The organism is Pseudomonas sp. BN606, assembly GCF_029873115.1.
Lineage (GTDB): Bacteria > Pseudomonadota > Gammaproteobacteria > Pseudomonadales > Pseudomonadaceae > Metapseudomonas.
This window is the reverse complement of sequence record NZ_SSOF01000074.1, coordinates 191,682-206,611: the sequence shown is the minus strand read 5'-3', so window position 1 is coordinate 206,611 and position 14,930 is coordinate 191,682. Positions and strand designations below refer to the sequence as shown.

Genomic DNA, 14,930 nt, shown 5'->3' with positions numbered 1-14,930 from the left:
CCCTGGCCGCCTGCGCCGCCCGCAGCCGGTCTCCCGCTGACAAAGGAGCGCTTCCCATGGCTGTTGGTCTTGGCCCTCTGCCTACGCTGCACCCGGTACCCGGTTTCGAACTCGGCATCGCCTCTGCCGGCATCAAGCGCCCCGGGCGCAAGGATGTGGTGGTGATGCGCTGCGCTGAAGGCTCGACCATCGCCGGTGTTACCACCACCAACGCGTTCTGTGCCGCCCCGGTGCTGGTAACCCGTGAGCGCCTGGAAGGCGAAGTGCGCTACCTGTTGACCAACACCGGCAACGCCAACGCCGGAACCGGCCCGGATGGTCTGGTCCGTGCCCGTCGTGCCTGCGCCAAGCTGGCCGAGCTGGCTGGAGTCGGTGAAGACACCGTGCTGCCGTTCTCCACGGGTGTGATTGGCGAGCCGCTGCCGGTCGAGAAGATCGAAGGTGCTCTGGAGGCTGCCCTTGCCGACCTCAAGGTGAGTAACTGGGCCCAGGCCGCCGAAGGCATCATGACCACCGACACCGTGCCCAAGGGGGCCAGCCGCCAGTTCGAGCACGACGGCGTGACCGTTACCATCACCGGCATCAGCAAGGGCGCCGGTATGATTCGCCCGAACATGGCCACCATGCTCGGCTACATCGCCACCGACGCCAAGGTTGCCCGCGACGTACTGCATGCCCTGGTGCGCGATGCGGCGAACAAGTCGTTCAACCGCATCACCATTGACGGCGACACTTCAACCAACGACTGCTGCATGCTTATCGCCACCGGCCAGGCAGCCCTGCCGGAAATCACTGCGGCTAGCGGAGAGCTGTTCGCCAAGCTCAAGCAGGCTGTGTTCGACGTCTTCATGGAAATTGCCCAGGCCATCGTGCGCGACGGCGAAGGCGCGACCAAGTTCGTCACCGTGCAGGTCAATGGTGGTGGTAACCACCAGGAGTGCCTCGATGTAGCCTATGCCGTGGCTCACTCACCGCTGATCAAGACTGCACTGTTCGCATCCGACCCGAACTGGGGCCGTATCCTCGCGGCCGTTGGCTACGCTGGCGTGCCGAACCTGGACGTGAGCAAGATCGACGTGTTCCTGGGTGAAGTCTGCATCGCCAGCCAGGGTGGCCGTGCTTCCACCTACACCGAAGCGCAGGGCGCGGCGGTGATGGCCCGTGAGGAAATCACCATCCGCATCGAGCTCGGACGTGGCGATTGCAGCGAGACCATCTGGACCACCGACTTGTCCCACGAGTACGTGAAGATCAATGCCGAGTACCGCACCTGATAACCTGTCCACGATCAGATGCGGGTCGGAGTAACTGCGTTGGGAGTGGCTTAGGGCTTGCTCGTTTACGGCTCGTGAACTCCGCGCCCTCAGCCATGACTCGCTACGCTCGTCTTGCAGGCGAGCCTTCGGCTGTTACTCCGCTTGTTCTTCTCTAGCTTGCAAGATCGTGAACGGGTTCTGCAGTACGGCGGCATTCCCGATTTTCATCCCCCGATGAAAATCGGGAATTTGCCATGGGCACATACGCTCTTCATGATCCAGCGACATATCGAGGAACTGGAAAGAAGGAGCTGGACATGTCCCTGACTTTGGTAATCGGCAACAAGAACTACTCGTCTTGGTCGTTGCGCGCATGGCTTGCCATGGAGCTGACTGGCTCGCCTTACGACGAAGTACGTGTACCGCTGTACCAGGCGGACAGTCACAAGCGCCTGCTCGCCTATTCGCCCACCGCCAAAGTGCCGGTGCTGCAGTCTGAAGACGGCACCATCTGGGATTCCCTGGCCATAGCGGAATATCTCGCCGAACGTTTCCCTGAGGCGCACTTGTGGCCCTTCGGTCAGTCCGCCCGCGCCTTCGCTCGTGCCGTCTGTGCCGAGATGCACAGCGGCTTCGTTCCCCTGCGCAGCCATATGCCCATGGACATGAAGCGCAATCAGGCGCTGCCCGAGGTGCCGGAAGAGGTGGCCGAGGACATTCGTCGCATCTGTGCAATCTGGGTCGAATGCCGCTCGCGATTCGGCCAGGACGGTCCCTATCTGTTCGGCCATGCCAGTATCGCCGATGCCTTCTACGCACCTGTGGCCAGCCGCTTGCGCAGTTACGCCGTTGAGCTGCCGGCGGATGCCGAGGTCTATGTCGAAACAATCTACCGGTGGCCTGCCTTCCAACGCTGGTACCAGGCCGCCTTGCAGGAAACGGAGATCATCGAATGAAACGAGTGCATGTTGCCGCCGCAGTCATCCGCGGCGCCGACGGCCGGGTACTGATTGCCAGGCGCCCTGACGACAAGCACCAGGGCGGCCTCTGGGAGTTTCCCGGCGGCAAGGTGGAGGAGGGGGAGGCCGTGCAGGCCGCGCTCTCCCGCGAGTTGGAAGAGGAACTGGGCATCCGTGTAAGCGCTGCCAGGCCACTCATCCAGATTCACCATGACTACCCGGACAAGCATGTACTGCTGGATGTCTGGGAAGTCAGCGCGTTCACCGGCGAACCCCATGGCGCCGAAGGTCAGCCACTGACCTGGGCATCGCCGCGAGAACTCGGCGACTACGAATTCCCGGCCGCGAACAAGCCGATAGTTGCCGCCGCGCGGTTGCCCGACCGCTACCTGATAACCCCGGATGACATCGAACCACAGGCCCTGCTGGCTGGCCTCAAGACGGCCCTGGCCAGTGGCGTACGCCTAGTGCAGCTGCGTGCGCCGCGCATGTTCGATGCCCAGTACCGCGACCTGGCCGTGGATGTACAGGGACTCTGCGCGGGCAAGGCGCAGCTGATGCTCAAGGGACCGCTGGAGTGGCTGGGCGATTTTCCCGCTGCCGGTTGGCACCTGACAGCCGAACAACTGCGCAAGTACGCCCCCAACGGCCGCCCGTTCCCACGTGAGCGCTGGCTGGCGGCGTCCTGCCACAGCATCGAGGAATTGCAACTTGCCGCGGCCATGGAGGTGGATTTCGTCACCCTCTCGCCAGTGCAAGCCACCCAGACCCATCCCGAAGCGCAGCCCCTGGGTTGGGACCGCGCCGAGGAGCTGCTTCGTGGTTTCAACCAGCCGGCCTATCTGCTGGGCGGCGTTGGCCCCAATGAGCAGGAGCGTGCCTGGAAGATCGGTGCCCAGGGTGTGGCCGGAATTCGGGCGTTCTGGCCAGAGGCGTGAGCTGTTCGCGAAGTGCAACCGACCTCAGTTTTTCTTCGCTGCCTGCCACAGCACCTCATCCACCCCTTGTCGTCGCGCAATCAAGCGCGCGGCGACGAACAGCAGGTCAGATAGGCGGTTCAGGTAGGCCAGCAGCTCTTCGCGCAGCGGTTCCTCGCCATTCAGCGCCTGGGTCCGGCGTTCGGCACTGCGGGCGTGGCTGCGGCAGATGTGGGCCTGGGCGATCAGGCGGGAGCCGCCGGGAAGAATGAAGTTCTTCAAAGGCCCGAGTTCGTCGTTCCAGAGGTCGATGACGGCCTCCAGTCGCTCGATCTCTGGCTTTTCCACCACCTGATACTCCGGCATCGCCAGTTCACCGCCAAGGTCGAACAATCGGTGCTGGCAGGGCGCAAGCACGTCGATCACCTCGCTCAAACCGGGCCATTGCGGCAGCCCTTCGGCCAGTTCCGCGAGCAACAGACCGAGATGGCTGTTCAGGCTGTCGAGCTCACCGATGGCTTCGATTCGCGGGTGATTCTTCGGCACGCGTCGGCCGCTGGAGAGGCCGGTTTCGCCCTTGTCGCCGGTGCGGGTATAGATTTTGGAAAGGCGATTGCCCATTTCAGGTTCCTGCTTCCGTGGTAGCGGAAGTCAGCGGCAGGCGCAGGGTAAAGCAGGTGCCCTGGCCAGGCTTGGACTGCACTTCCATCTGCCCCTTGTGGTTGTTGGTGATGATGAAGTACGAGACCGACAGCCCGAGCCCCGTGCCCTGGCCCACCTCCTTGGTGGTGAAGAAGGGCTCGAAGATGCGCTTGCGCACGTTCTCGGGGATACCCATGCCGGTATCCTCCACCTGGATTTCCGCCCAAGGCGGGCACAGCCTGGTGCGAAGCGTGATGCGGCCTTCCTCATCGTCTTCGCGCAGGTGAATGGCCTGGGCGGCGTTTTTCAGCAGGTTGAGCAACACCTGCTCCAGCTCGTTCGCGGTGCCCGGAACGGGTCCCAGCTCCGGGTCGAACTCGCGGACGATCTTGAGACCCTTGAAGTCGAAACCTTCCGTCAGGTCGAAGTCGTTGCTGGCGATTTCCAGTGCCTGGTCGATCAGTACCGGCAACTGGCAGGGCGCCAACTGGCGATTGCTGCGCCGACTGAAGGCGAGCATGTGGGAAACGATCTTTGCAGCACGGGCACCAGCCTGATGAATGTCGTCCAGCAGCTTGGGCACCTCGCGTGCCTCCAGGTATTGGTTGACTGATGTCAGGCTGAGGCCGTTGATGGCCGCTTGCTGCTGGTTGCGGTCGAGTTCAGGGGAGATGCGCCTGCGGATGTTCTGCACGTTGTGCAGGATGGCACCCAGCGGGTTGTTGATCTCGTGGGCCATGCCGGCGGCCAGGCCGCCTACCGAGAGCATCTTCTCCGATTGCACCATCAGTTCTTCCATCGATAGACGCTGGGTGATGTCGTCGATGCGTATTACCACACCGCGCCCGGTACCCCCCATCAGCGGGTAGAAGGTCAGTGCATAGTTGTGGACGTTCTCGCCCACCAGCCAGCTCACCCGTTCCACCTTCTCCACCTTGTGCTTTTCGGCCGTCAGGCGGATCTGCGGGAGGAAGGGCTTGAGCGAGGGAAAGGCGAGGAATACCGGCTGGTTGAGCGCATCGTCCATGGGTGTGCCGGAGAGTGCGCTGGCCTCCTGGTTCCATTGTGTAACGTAGAGCTGTTCGTCCAGCGCGATGAGCGCCGAGGGCATGGAGTCGATGATGCTGTTCAGGTAGTTCTGGAAACCGGTGAGCTTCTTCTCGATCTTGCTGCGCACCTGCACTTCGAGCTCCAGCTTGCGGTTGGAGTGACGGGTTTCCTCCGCAAGTTCATGGGCCTGGTCGAACGCCGCCTGGGCGTCGTCGCGGGCACGCTTGAGTTGCTGCTCGCGGGCCTCGATGCGGCTGAGCATGGTGTTGAACGCGTCCGCCAGGCTGCCGATTTCGTCGCGATTTCCACGGGGAGCACGCAGGGCATAGTTCTCTTCGCGGGTCACCTGGCGCGAGAGCTCCTCCAGGCGTCGGATGGGGCGGGTGACCATGCGACGGATTTGCCGCGCCACCAGCAGCCAGAGCAGGACGCTGCAGGCGAGGATGGCCAGGCTTGCTGTCAGGGTGCCGGTGTAGAACACGCCCGGCAGCTCACTGGAGGCTACCAGCAGCAAGTGGCCGGCGGGCTTTCCGGGAATCGGTAGTTCGGCAAGGTGGGATGTGCGGAATTCGCGCAGGCGCCATCCGGGAATGTCGCTGGCCTTTAGCGGAAGGTCCAGCTGTTCGCCCCGCTGCAACTGAGCCAGCAGTCGGCCGTCACTGTCGTACAGGGCGGCGGCACGCAGCGGCGTATAGCCGTCCAGGCGCTGCAGCATGGTCTTGGCGTTTTCTTCCGAGGACAGTGCTTCCGGGCCGACGGCCGAAGTGGCGAAAAGTCGCCCGAGGGTTTCCAGGCCTTGGGGCGCAACGCTTTCCTGGGAGATCCAGTAGGCGGCGCTGATGAAGGCCAGGTTGGCAATGAGCAGGACAGTGGCGAGCAGGACCAGCAGTGCGGCTAGCAATTTGCGGCCGACCGACAGGTTCTCGAGGCGCTGACGCAGGCTGGTCAAGGAAATATCCGCGGCTGGGCTGAGGGACTGGTTGGGCTTCGTACGAAAAGCGCCTACGCATCGGTGAAGCTGACCGTCGCTCGACGGCTTTTCGAACAGAGCCTAGCGCGGGGTCAGGTGACGGGCAATCCGAGCTTTTCGAGATGGGACTTGAGGCGGGCGTGCAGGCTGTTCAGGTGCGGCAGGCTGATTCGATGGCGTGCGGCGGAGGCACAGGCGTGGCCGAGCAGGTAACTGATCTCGGTACGGCGGCTGTTTGCCACATCCTGGTACATCGATGAGTAGTTCGCCGCGGTTGCCTGGATCACGCGTTGCACTTCCTCGTGCAGGCCTTCGGCGGCGTCGGGTTGGCCGCAGCGGCGCAGCAGATCGGCCAGCTCGATGCAGAGCACATTGACTTCCGCAGGGTGCTCGGCCAGACCGCCGTTGCGGCAGTTGTAAAGCACGGTGAGGGGATTGATCGCGCAGTTCAGCGCCAGCTTGCGCCAGAGACGCGACAGGATGTCGGGCGTCCAACCGTGGGGAATGCCGGCTTGTTCCAACTCATCCAGCCAGGCCGGGGCGGCGGGCTGCAGCGGGTCGCCCAGCCAGGTGAAGCCATGGCCGGCATAGACCACGCGGAAATCCGATTCGCGAAAGGCCCCTTCGGTACTGGAGGCGAGTATGCAGCGGGCGTGGGGTAGACGCAGGGCCACGGCGTCCTGGCTGCCCAGTCCGTTCTGTAGAAGGATGAGTTCGGCGCCGGGGGCGAGATGCGGAAGCAGGGGCTGGACCGCTGCCTCGGCGTCGTAAGCCTTGCAGGCGACCAGCAGGCGGCTGATGGGCCCGGCGTTACTGGGCAGCCCGGCGGGAATGGCGTACTGCTGCGCCCGGCCCTGTTCGACCAGGGTCAGGCCGCCGGCTGCTTCATAGGTCTTCAGCCGTGCACGATCGCGCAGGATCAGCCGTACCGACTTCCCGGCGCGCGCGAGGCGGGCGGCCCAGAGACTGCCCAGGCTACCCGCGCCGAGAATATGCCAGGTCATGGTTGCGGCAGGCGCAGAGCGGTGACGCGACCGCTGGCATAGGCTTCGGGGAGCATCGCATTGGCCTTTTCCAGAAGCTCCTCGACATCCAGAGGCAGGGCTTTGGTATCCAGGCCGACGAGGGCGATGCCGGCCTTGAGGGTGATGAAGCCCTCGCTGGTCTTGAAGGCCTTCAGGTTCAGCCCTTCATGCAGGCGGCGGAAGCTGCTCGGAGAGCATTCGTGAAGGTCGTCGAGCAGAGTGATCAGGCCGAAATGGCTGTCGTCCACGCGCGTCAGGACGTCCAGCGGGCGCACTAACTGCTGCAGGCGCCGGGCGACGCCGTGCAGCAGTTCGTTGTAGAAGGCTTCGCCGTACTGCTGGCGCAATTGCGGAGCATCCAGCAGGCCAATCAACAGGTAGCACATAGCGCCGCCCCGGGACTCCACCTGGCGCAGGCTGTCGGCAAGCTTCTGGCGCAGGTAGCGCGGGTTGCCGAGGCCAGTGAGCGAGTCCACCAGGTTGCGCTGTTCCAGGCTGGCGATGTTCTGGGTCAGCAGACGGTTCTCCTGCAGCAGGCGTTGCAGGGTGTTGCACAGGCGATCAGCCGCATAGACCCGGGGGACCAATTGTTCGCTCATGGCCGCCTTGCTGATGAAATCGTCCACGCCGCGGTCGAAGGCTTCACCGAGGACGTTTTCACCCTCCTTGCCCGTGAGCAGGATGATGTAGCTGTAGTGATCGGTCATCTCATCCAGCTGACGCACCCGGGCGGTCAATTCGAGACCGTCGATCTCGGGCATCAGCCAGTCGGCAAGAATGACGTTGGCGGGCTTGTGCTCCAGCAACTGCAGGGCTTCGCTGGCGCTGCTGGCGAATCGCAGATCCTGGTAGCCGGCCTGGCTGAGGGTACGGCCGATCATGGCGCTGGAGAACTTGGCATCGTCCACCACCAGGATACTGAGATGAGGGTTGGGCATGTGGCAGGCTCGCAAGGGGAGTGGAACAGCGGTGTATGGCGGTATGATATCAAGCCTCGTTCGGGTTGCCTTGTCGCCCTACCGTTCTGCCGGTTTCGGACTGCTGGGGGATGGTCTCCAGAAGGCGGCTTGTCGCTCGGTTATAATGGGTGCGCATTTTTAACCGTCAAGCCAGGCGCTTTCATATCCGTGATGCAGATCGCGCCGTCTATCTGGAGGAATCCCATGCCCTCGTTCGACGTGGTGTCCGAACTGGACAAACACGAAGTCACTAACGCCGTCGATAACGCCATGAAGGAGCTCGATCGCCGCTACGACCTGCGCGGCAAGGGCAGTTTCGAGTTCAAGGAACTGACGGTCACCCTGACGGCCGATGCTGATTTCCAGCTGGAACAGATGCTGGAAATCCTCAGGATGGCTCTGGTCAAGCGCAAGATCGATGTCCAGTGCCTGGAGATCAAGGATTCCTACGCTTCCGGCAAGATCGTCAAGCAGGAAGCCGTTCTACGCGAAGGTATCGACAAGGAGCTGGCGAAAAAGATCGTCGCTCATATCAAGGAAAGCAAACTCAAGGTCCAGGCCGCGATTCAGGGTGAGCAGGTACGTGTCACCGGCAAGAAGCGCGACGACCTGCAGGAAGCCATTGCCGCCCTGCGTGCCAAGGAGTTCGGCATGCCGCTGCAATTCAACAACTTCCGCGACTGAGCGGAACCTTCGCGACCGATTCGCGTCGCAAAACAGGAGTTCTTTGAACCTTTGCCGCCATGGCTTGTCCATGGCGGCCTGGTTTTTTGCATCGCTGAAATACAGCGGGAGAGTGCACATGGAGATGAACGTCGACCAACTGGTGAAGGTATCCGAAGCCTGGCTGCCCGTAGTTCTGGAATACAGCGGCAAGCTGACCCTGGCTCTGCTCACCCTGCTGATCGGCTGGTGGCTGATCAATGTGCTGACCGGCCGGGTCGGTGCGCTGATGCAGCACCGCCGCGTCGATCGTACCCTGCAGGGATTTATCGGCAGCCTGGCCAACATAGTCCTGAAAGTGCTGCTGCTGGTCAGTGTGGCGTCCATGATCGGCATATCGACCACCTCCTTCGTGGCTGCCATCGGTGCAGCGGGCCTGGCCATCGGCCTGGCGCTGCAGGGCAGCCTGGCCAACTTCGCGGGTGGCGTGCTGATCCTGCTGTTCCGTCCGTTCAAGGTCGGTGACTTCATCGAGGCGCAGGGCGTTTCCGGCACGGTCGATCACATCCAGATCTTCCACACCGTGTTGCGCACCGGCGACAACAAGACCGTGATCATGCCCAATGGCAGCCTGTCCAACGGCATCATCACCAACTACTCCAAGCAGGCCAATCGTCAGGTTCTGTATGACGTGAAAGTGGACTACACCACCGACCTTTCCAAGGCTCGTGATGTGCTGCTGAAGCTGGCGCAGGACCCGCGCGTACACAAGGATCCGGAGCCGGTGGTAGTGGTTTCGTCCCTGGGCGATACCTCGATCAACCTGTCGCTGCGCCTGTGGGTTTCCAACGCCGATTACTGGGGTGTGATCTTCAAGCTCAACGAAACCGTGCGCGATGGCCTCAATGCGGTGGGCGTCGAGCTGGCGCAGCCGCCGCGTATGGTGCAGGTGGTGCCGAGCTGAGGTTAGGCGTGAACGAAAAAGGCCGGCATTCGCCGGCCTTTTTCATGGTTGCTCGGTAGAGCCCGGTGTCGCCGGTGCATCGGAGGAGCCATTCTCCTTCGGCTGCTTGCGGTCGCGGCCCCACTGGATGGCGATCAGCACCAGGGTGGGAATGCCCAACAGCGCCGTGATCAGGAAGAAGTTGTGGTACCCCACGCTCTCCACCATCACGCCCGAGTAACCGCCGATCAGTCGCGGCAGCAACAGCATGATGGAGCTGAGCAGGGCGTACTGGGTCGCGGAGAACTTCAGGTTGGTCAGGCTCGAGAGATAGGCGACGAACGCCGAAGTGGCCAGCCCGGCGCTGAAGTTGTCGCACGAAATGGTCAGGATGAGCATGTTCAGGTGGGCACCCATGTCGCTCAGGGCCACGAACATCAGGTTGGTGGCCGCCGAGCTGATGCCGCCTATGAACAGGATCGGCAGGATGCCGAAGCGCACGATGAGCACACCGCCGGCACCCGCGCCGAGCAGGGTCATCACCAGGCCGAACAGTTTGCTGACGCTGGCGATCTGCTCCTTGGTGAAGCCCTGGTCGATGTAGAACACGTTGGCCATCACGCCCATTACGGTGTCCGACATGCGGTAGGTGGCGATCAGCCCCAACAGCAGCAACGCCTGCCAGCGGTAACGCTGGACGAACTCGCTGATCGGGGTCAGCACCGGCGCCATCAGGAGGCGGCCGGCGGCGGAGAAGCAGGCCAGGGTGATCAGCAGGAACATCGTCCCGCGTGGCCAGGCGCCGGAAGAGAAGGCCTTGGCTGCAGCGGCGATGGTCACCAGGATCACGATCAGGACGATGATCGACACCGCCTGGTGGACGAAGTCGAAGTTGGGCATCACCTTGCCGCGCGCGGCCACCAGCAGCTGGCGGCGCTGCTGGCTGAGCAGTTCGCGCACCGGCAGGATCTGGCGCATTCCCCAGGGCGACAGGCAGGTGACCAGGAAGATGGCGTACAGCGCGGCGCGTGGCCAGGCCCGGTCGAGCAGCCCGGTGATCATTGCCGGTAGGGAGATCAGCATGACCAGCAGGATCAGCACGGAAGAGAGCTGGTGCTTGAGCTTGAAGCGCGAAGTGGTGCTCGTTGTCGGGAGGTCCACCGGCGGCTCGCGCATCCACAGGCTGGTGATCAGTCCCGGTAGCATCAGCAGCGCGAACAGCAGGTAGGTACCAGCCCAGGCGCCGTAATCATAGACCTGGGCGGTGGAGCCGAACCACTCGGCAAAGTAGAGCGCGCCTGCGGTGGCGAGCAGTGCGGATACGCGGTAGCCCGTCATGTAACTGGCGGCCAGCGCGGCCTGGCGGCTGTCCTCGGCAATTTCCAGGCGGTAGGCGTCGATGGCGATGTCCTGCGTGGCCGAGGCGAACGCCACCAGCACCGCCAGCGCGATAAGCCAGGTGAGGTTGGTCTTGGGGTCGCACAGGGCCATGCCCACCAGCCCCAGACCCACCAGTGCCTGTGACAGCACCAGCCAGGAGCGACGTCGGCCGAGTCGGCCCAGTAGCGGAAGGCGCCATTGGTCGAGCAGCGGCGACCAGATCCATTTGAAGGCGTACGCCAGGCCGATCAGGCTGGCGAAGCCGATGGTCTCGCGGGATACCCCAGCCTCGCGAAGCCAGACAGAAAGTGTGGAAAACACCAGCATGTAGGGGAGGCCAGCGGCGAACCCGAGCAGCAACAGCGAAAGAGTGGCCGGCGTGGCATAGGCGGCGATGGCTGCGCGCCAGGATTGATGGGGCATTAGCGGAGTGGTCCGAAAAACGTGGTGCTGGGCATGAGGCTGCTCGCGGCGTCCATGATGGGGGCAGAAAAAGGGCAGGGCGCACTCTAACTCTTGGGTGGCATGGGATGCCAGCCGTGCCGACGCATGTCCACCCGATCGTTCTGGATACTGACCCCTTCGGCGCGCAAACGTGCCCGCTGCTCATTGCCAGAGGGCGTGCCCAGCGCCAGGCTGAAGCGTCCGCCGGCCCCCAGCACCCGATGCCAGGGCAGCTGGGTACCTGTCGGCAACTGGCTCAGGGTTCGACCGACCCAGCGTGCGGCGCGGCCCAGGCCGGCCAGTTCGGCCAGTTCGCCATAGGTCACTACCTTGCCTTCCGGAACCTGGTTCAGGGTCAGGTAGAGCGCCTCACGGCGGACGTCCGTGCTTGCTGCCGGCAAGTCGGACCATGCATGCTCAGGCGCTTCTTCTTTCTTCTTCTTACCGACCATGCTGCTCCGTAGCCTGATTGCTTCGTTCGTATTGCTGACCTGCTTGCCGCTCTGGGCCGACACCGTGTGGTTGAACAACGGTGATCGCCTGACCGGGGAGATCATCCTGCTCGATGGTGGCAAGCTTGCATTGAAGACCAAATACGCCGGCCAGGTGCTGATCGACTGGAAGGATATCGACACCCTCCGCTCCGAGAAACCGTTGCAGATCAAGCGCGACGGACTCGACAGCCAGCATAGCCGCAGCCTTGGCGCGGCGGGCAAAGGCATGGTGCGCCTGGTCAATGGCGAGAGCGAGACGGTGCCGCTGGCGAGCATTCGCCAGATGGTGCCGCCGCGGCCTTTCATCCGGGACCGGGTCTGGGAAGGCAATCTCGATGCCAAGCTGGACATGGAGCGCAATGACGACAAGACGGACGAATGGAAGCTCAAGGGTGATACCCGTGTCGAACACGGCCGCTGGCGGCATGTACTGAGCGGCCAGTTCGAGAAGGAGACCAAGAACGGCGAGCGCACCGAAGATAACTGGGAGCTGGAATACGACCTCGACCGCTTCCTCACGCAGCACTGGTTCGTGCGTGGCAGCTACGACCAGGAGAACGACGAGTTCCAGTTCTTCGAGAGGCAGCGATCCTATGGCCTTGGGCCCGGTTACCGCTTCTGGGACAACGAACTGGGCCGCTTCGACCTCATCGCACAGTTGTCTCGTTTCCAGCTGGAGAGCGACGCCGGCGACCTGGACTTCAACGCCTACTCCTTCGAATGGGACTTCAAGCGGTTGATCTGGGGGACTCGCTTCGAGCTCTATTCCAAGGCCCAGCTACAGGTGCCGCAGATAGATGAAATCGACTACGTCCTCGACAGCGAATTCGGCCTGCGTTATCGCCTGAATGACTGGGCACGCCTGTCGCTTCTCTACGAACTGGATCAGGTGAGCGGCTTGGGCCAGACCGACTCCGACAGGCACTATCTCATTGGTGTCGGCATCGGCTGGTAGGGCCAGGGGAGGATCACGCCTATCGATTTTCTGGAACTCAGCGGACGCTGGCCGGTCAGTCCTTGCTCTGCTGTCGGTCATAAGGATAATGCCCGGCTTTTTTCGAAGACCCGAGCAAAGAATCCGCTTTATGTTGTCCAGAAATCTGCTGTGCATGGCGCTCGCCGCCGCTTCCTCCACCGCCTTCGCCGACACCGTCTGGATGAAGAACGGCGACAAACTCACAGGCACTATCCGCGTGTTCGATGGTGGCAAGTTGGTTCTCGAGACCGACTACGGCGGCACCATCCCGTTGGACTGGAAGAAAGTCGCCACCCTGGAAAGCGATCGCGAGTTGCTGGTCAAGCAGGACGATCTCAACGGCGAGCGCGCCAAGTCGCTGCATCGCGCCGACGAAGGCAAGGTCATCCTCGCCAATGGCGAGGCGCCGAAGGAAGTCGAACTGGCCAGCATCGAGCAGATCATGAAGCCCAAGCCCCTGGTGGAAGACCTGACCTGGAGCGGCAACGTCGACCTGGCCCTGGACTACAAGCGCGCCGAGAAGGATACCGACGACTACGATGTCGACTTCAAGACCAAGGCGCGCCACGGCCGCTGGAGGCACAATGCCTCAGGCGAATACAACCGCGAATTCACCGACGATGTGAAGACCACGGACAACTGGGAAGCCGAGTACGCCCTCGATCGCTTCATTACCCAGAAATTCTTCTGGCAGGGTCGCGGTGAATACAAACGCGACAAGGTCGAAGACCTCGAACGCCAGCGCACCCTGGGTACCGGTCCCGGTTACCAGTTCTGGGACGACGAGCTCGGGGCCTTCTCCCTGGCCGGGCTGGTCAACCGCAGCGACTATCAGTTCTCCAATGGCGAAAAAGAAAGCTTCTACTCCATCAGTACCAAGTGGGACTACAACCGCTACCTGGTGGGCAAGACTGTGGAGCTCTTCACGAGCGGTGAGGTCGGCCGCCCGCTGGACAACACCGCCGACTACTCCCTGGATGCCGAAGTAGGCCTGCGCTACAAGCTCACCGACTGGGCCTCGCTCAACATGAAGGCGGAGAAGGACCAGGTCAGCGGTGCTGAAGGCGAAATCGATGAAACCCGCTACACCGTGGGCTTCGGCGTAGGCTGGTAGCAAGCCGGCCCTGCCTGTGGGAGCGACTTCATTCGCGATTGAAGTCGCTCCCATACGCGGTGCCTGTCCTTACACCCAGGCGCCAATCTCGTACATCCGGCTCGCCCTCCCCTTGCTGATGTAAACTTAAAAGTCCAAGATGGACAAATTGTTTATGTCAGTCCCGGGAGCGTCCCTCATGTCCAGCACCCCGCCCATCGTTCTCCAGCAAGCCGAAGCCCGCCGCCTGCTTCAGCAGGTAGACGTCCACCAGGCCATGCGCAGCATGTTCCTCGACCTTGCCGCGGGTGAAGCGGTACAGCCGGCCCAGCAGTTGGTGGAATTCCCCAATGCCGCAGGCGACTTCATCAATTACCTGGGCGTATTGGCCAAGGACGGGGTTTATGGCGTCAAGACCTCGCCCTATATCAAGAAACCCGAAGGTGCCCTGGTTACGGCCTGGACCCTGCTGATGTCCATGGACAGCGGCCAACCGCTTCTACTCTGCGATGCCGCTGAGCTGACCACCGCACGCACCGCCGCTACCACCGCCGTTGCAGTCGAGACGCTCGCTCCGGCCCAGGCCCGACGACTTGCCGTGATCGGCAGCGGTCCGGTGGCCCGCGCCCACCTGCACTACGTGAAAGGCCTGCGTGACTGGCAGTGCATTGCCGTCTATTCGCCGTCCCTGTCTGACGACGCCGACGCCCGGACGCAACTGGCCGCTCAGGACACGCGCGTGGAGTTCAGTGCCACCTTGGAGGACGCTGTCGCCGACGCCGACGTGGTGATGCTCTGCACGTCGTCTGCGGGCCCGGTGCTGGACCCGCGCAGCCTGACCAAACCCGCCCTGGTCACCTCCATCAGCACCAACGCCCCGCGTGCCCACGAAGTGCCGCCACAGGCGCTGGGGGAAATGGATGTGTATTGCGACTATCGCGCCACCACGCCGGGCTCCGCAGGCGAAATGCTGCTCGCCGCCGAGCTACATGGCTGGAGCCGCGACGCCATTCGGGGCGACCTGCCGGAGCTGGTGAGCAGCAAGGCACCCCGACCGGATTACAGCCGATCTGTGTTCTTCCGCTCCATCGGCCTGGGCCTGGAAGACATGGCCCTGGCCAACGCCCTTTATCATCTGCAACGCCAAGGCCAGTGAGGT

13 protein-coding genes and 1 pseudogene are annotated in these 14,930 nt (G+C 62.8%); 8 read left to right on the top strand and 6 right to left on the bottom strand.

Translation table 11 applies throughout. From position 1 onward, the window contains the following. Positions 1–56: 56 nt before the first annotated feature. From argJ to E8E75_RS16605, 3 genes are all read left to right on the top strand, one after another. Entirely contained in the window at positions 57–1,274 is a 1,218-nt protein-coding gene (gene argJ, locus E8E75_RS16615; protein WP_153922276.1) for a bifunctional glutamate N-acetyltransferase/amino-acid acetyltransferase ArgJ, read from the top strand. Between the two features lie 299 nt (positions 1,275–1,573). Next, the gene (locus E8E75_RS16610; protein ID WP_153922278.1) at positions 1,574–2,212 is read left to right on the top strand and encodes a glutathione S-transferase family protein; all 639 of its coding nucleotides are present in this window, start codon (positions 1,574–1,576) and stop codon (positions 2,210–2,212) included. After that, entirely contained in the window at positions 2,209–3,153 is a 945-nt protein-coding gene (locus E8E75_RS16605; RefSeq protein ID WP_153922282.1) for a Nudix family hydrolase, read from the top strand. The genes E8E75_RS16610 and E8E75_RS16605 overlap by 4 nt, the downstream gene beginning before the upstream one ends. A 24-nt stretch (positions 3,154–3,177) precedes the next feature. On the opposite strand, the gene E8E75_RS16600 is transcribed toward E8E75_RS16605, so the two are convergent. The 4 genes and pseudogenes from E8E75_RS16600 to E8E75_RS16585 form a co-directional block, all read right to left on the bottom strand. After that, positions 3,178–3,753, bottom strand: a complete 576-nt coding sequence (locus E8E75_RS16600) for a cob(I)yrinic acid a,c-diamide adenosyltransferase (protein WP_120652849.1) — start codon at positions 3,751–3,753, stop codon at positions 3,178–3,180. A gap of 1 nt (position 3,754) precedes the next feature. Then, the gene (locus E8E75_RS16595) at positions 3,755–5,773 is read right to left on the bottom strand and encodes a HAMP domain-containing sensor histidine kinase (RefSeq protein ID WP_120652848.1); all 2,019 of its coding nucleotides are present in this window, start codon (positions 5,771–5,773) and stop codon (positions 3,755–3,757) included. Positions 5,774–5,886: 113 nt separating this feature from the next. Beyond that, positions 5,887–6,798, bottom strand: a complete 912-nt coding sequence (locus E8E75_RS16590) for a putative 2-dehydropantoate 2-reductase (protein WP_153922284.1) — start codon at positions 6,796–6,798, stop codon at positions 5,887–5,889. Further along, positions 6,795–7,787, bottom strand: a pseudogene (locus E8E75_RS16585) (response regulator); the annotation flags it as partial. The pseudogene E8E75_RS16585 and the gene E8E75_RS16590, both read right to left, overlap by 4 nt. 195 nt (positions 7,788–7,982) lie before the next feature. On the opposite strand from E8E75_RS16585, the gene E8E75_RS16580 reads away from it, so the two are divergent. Both E8E75_RS16580 and E8E75_RS16575 read left to right on the top strand, forming a co-directional pair. After that, the gene (locus E8E75_RS16580; RefSeq protein WP_120652845.1) at positions 7,983–8,462 is read left to right on the top strand and encodes a YajQ family cyclic di-GMP-binding protein; all 480 of its coding nucleotides are present in this window, start codon (positions 7,983–7,985) and stop codon (positions 8,460–8,462) included. A 118-nt stretch (positions 8,463–8,580) separates the two neighbouring features. After that, positions 8,581–9,405 (top strand): mechanosensitive ion channel family protein, encoded by an 825-nt coding sequence (locus E8E75_RS16575; RefSeq protein ID WP_120652844.1) that lies wholly within the window; start codon positions 8,581–8,583, stop codon positions 9,403–9,405. 42 nt (positions 9,406–9,447) lie between these two features. On the opposite strand, the gene E8E75_RS16570 is transcribed toward E8E75_RS16575, so the two are convergent. Together E8E75_RS16570 and E8E75_RS16565 are read right to left on the bottom strand one after the other, a co-directional pair. After that, positions 9,448–11,187: an AmpG family muropeptide MFS transporter gene (locus E8E75_RS16570; RefSeq protein ID WP_153922286.1), complete on the bottom strand. Its 1,740-nt coding sequence runs from the start codon at positions 11,185–11,187 to the stop codon at positions 9,448–9,450. Positions 11,188–11,273: 86 nt separating this feature from the next. After that, on the bottom strand, positions 11,274–11,660 hold the full coding sequence (locus tag E8E75_RS16565) for an MGMT family protein (RefSeq protein WP_153922289.1): 387 nt from the start codon (positions 11,658–11,660) through the stop codon (positions 11,274–11,276). Here E8E75_RS16565 and E8E75_RS16560 point away from each other — a divergent pair. From E8E75_RS16560 to E8E75_RS16550, 3 genes are all read left to right on the top strand, one after another. Beyond that, positions 11,659–12,657, top strand: a complete 999-nt coding sequence (locus tag E8E75_RS16560; protein WP_120652841.1) for a DUF481 domain-containing protein — start codon at positions 11,659–11,661, stop codon at positions 12,655–12,657. The genes E8E75_RS16565 and E8E75_RS16560 overlap by 2 nt on opposite strands. A 130-nt stretch (positions 12,658–12,787) precedes the next feature. Continuing rightward, positions 12,788–13,792, top strand: a complete 1,005-nt coding sequence (locus E8E75_RS16555) for a DUF481 domain-containing protein (RefSeq protein WP_120652840.1) — start codon at positions 12,788–12,790, stop codon at positions 13,790–13,792. A gap of 178 nt (positions 13,793–13,970) precedes the next feature. Next, complete coding sequence (locus tag E8E75_RS16550) at positions 13,971–14,927, top strand: ornithine cyclodeaminase family protein (protein WP_153922292.1); 957 nt, start codon at positions 13,971–13,973, stop codon at positions 14,925–14,927. Positions 14,928–14,930 lie beyond the last annotated feature (3 nt).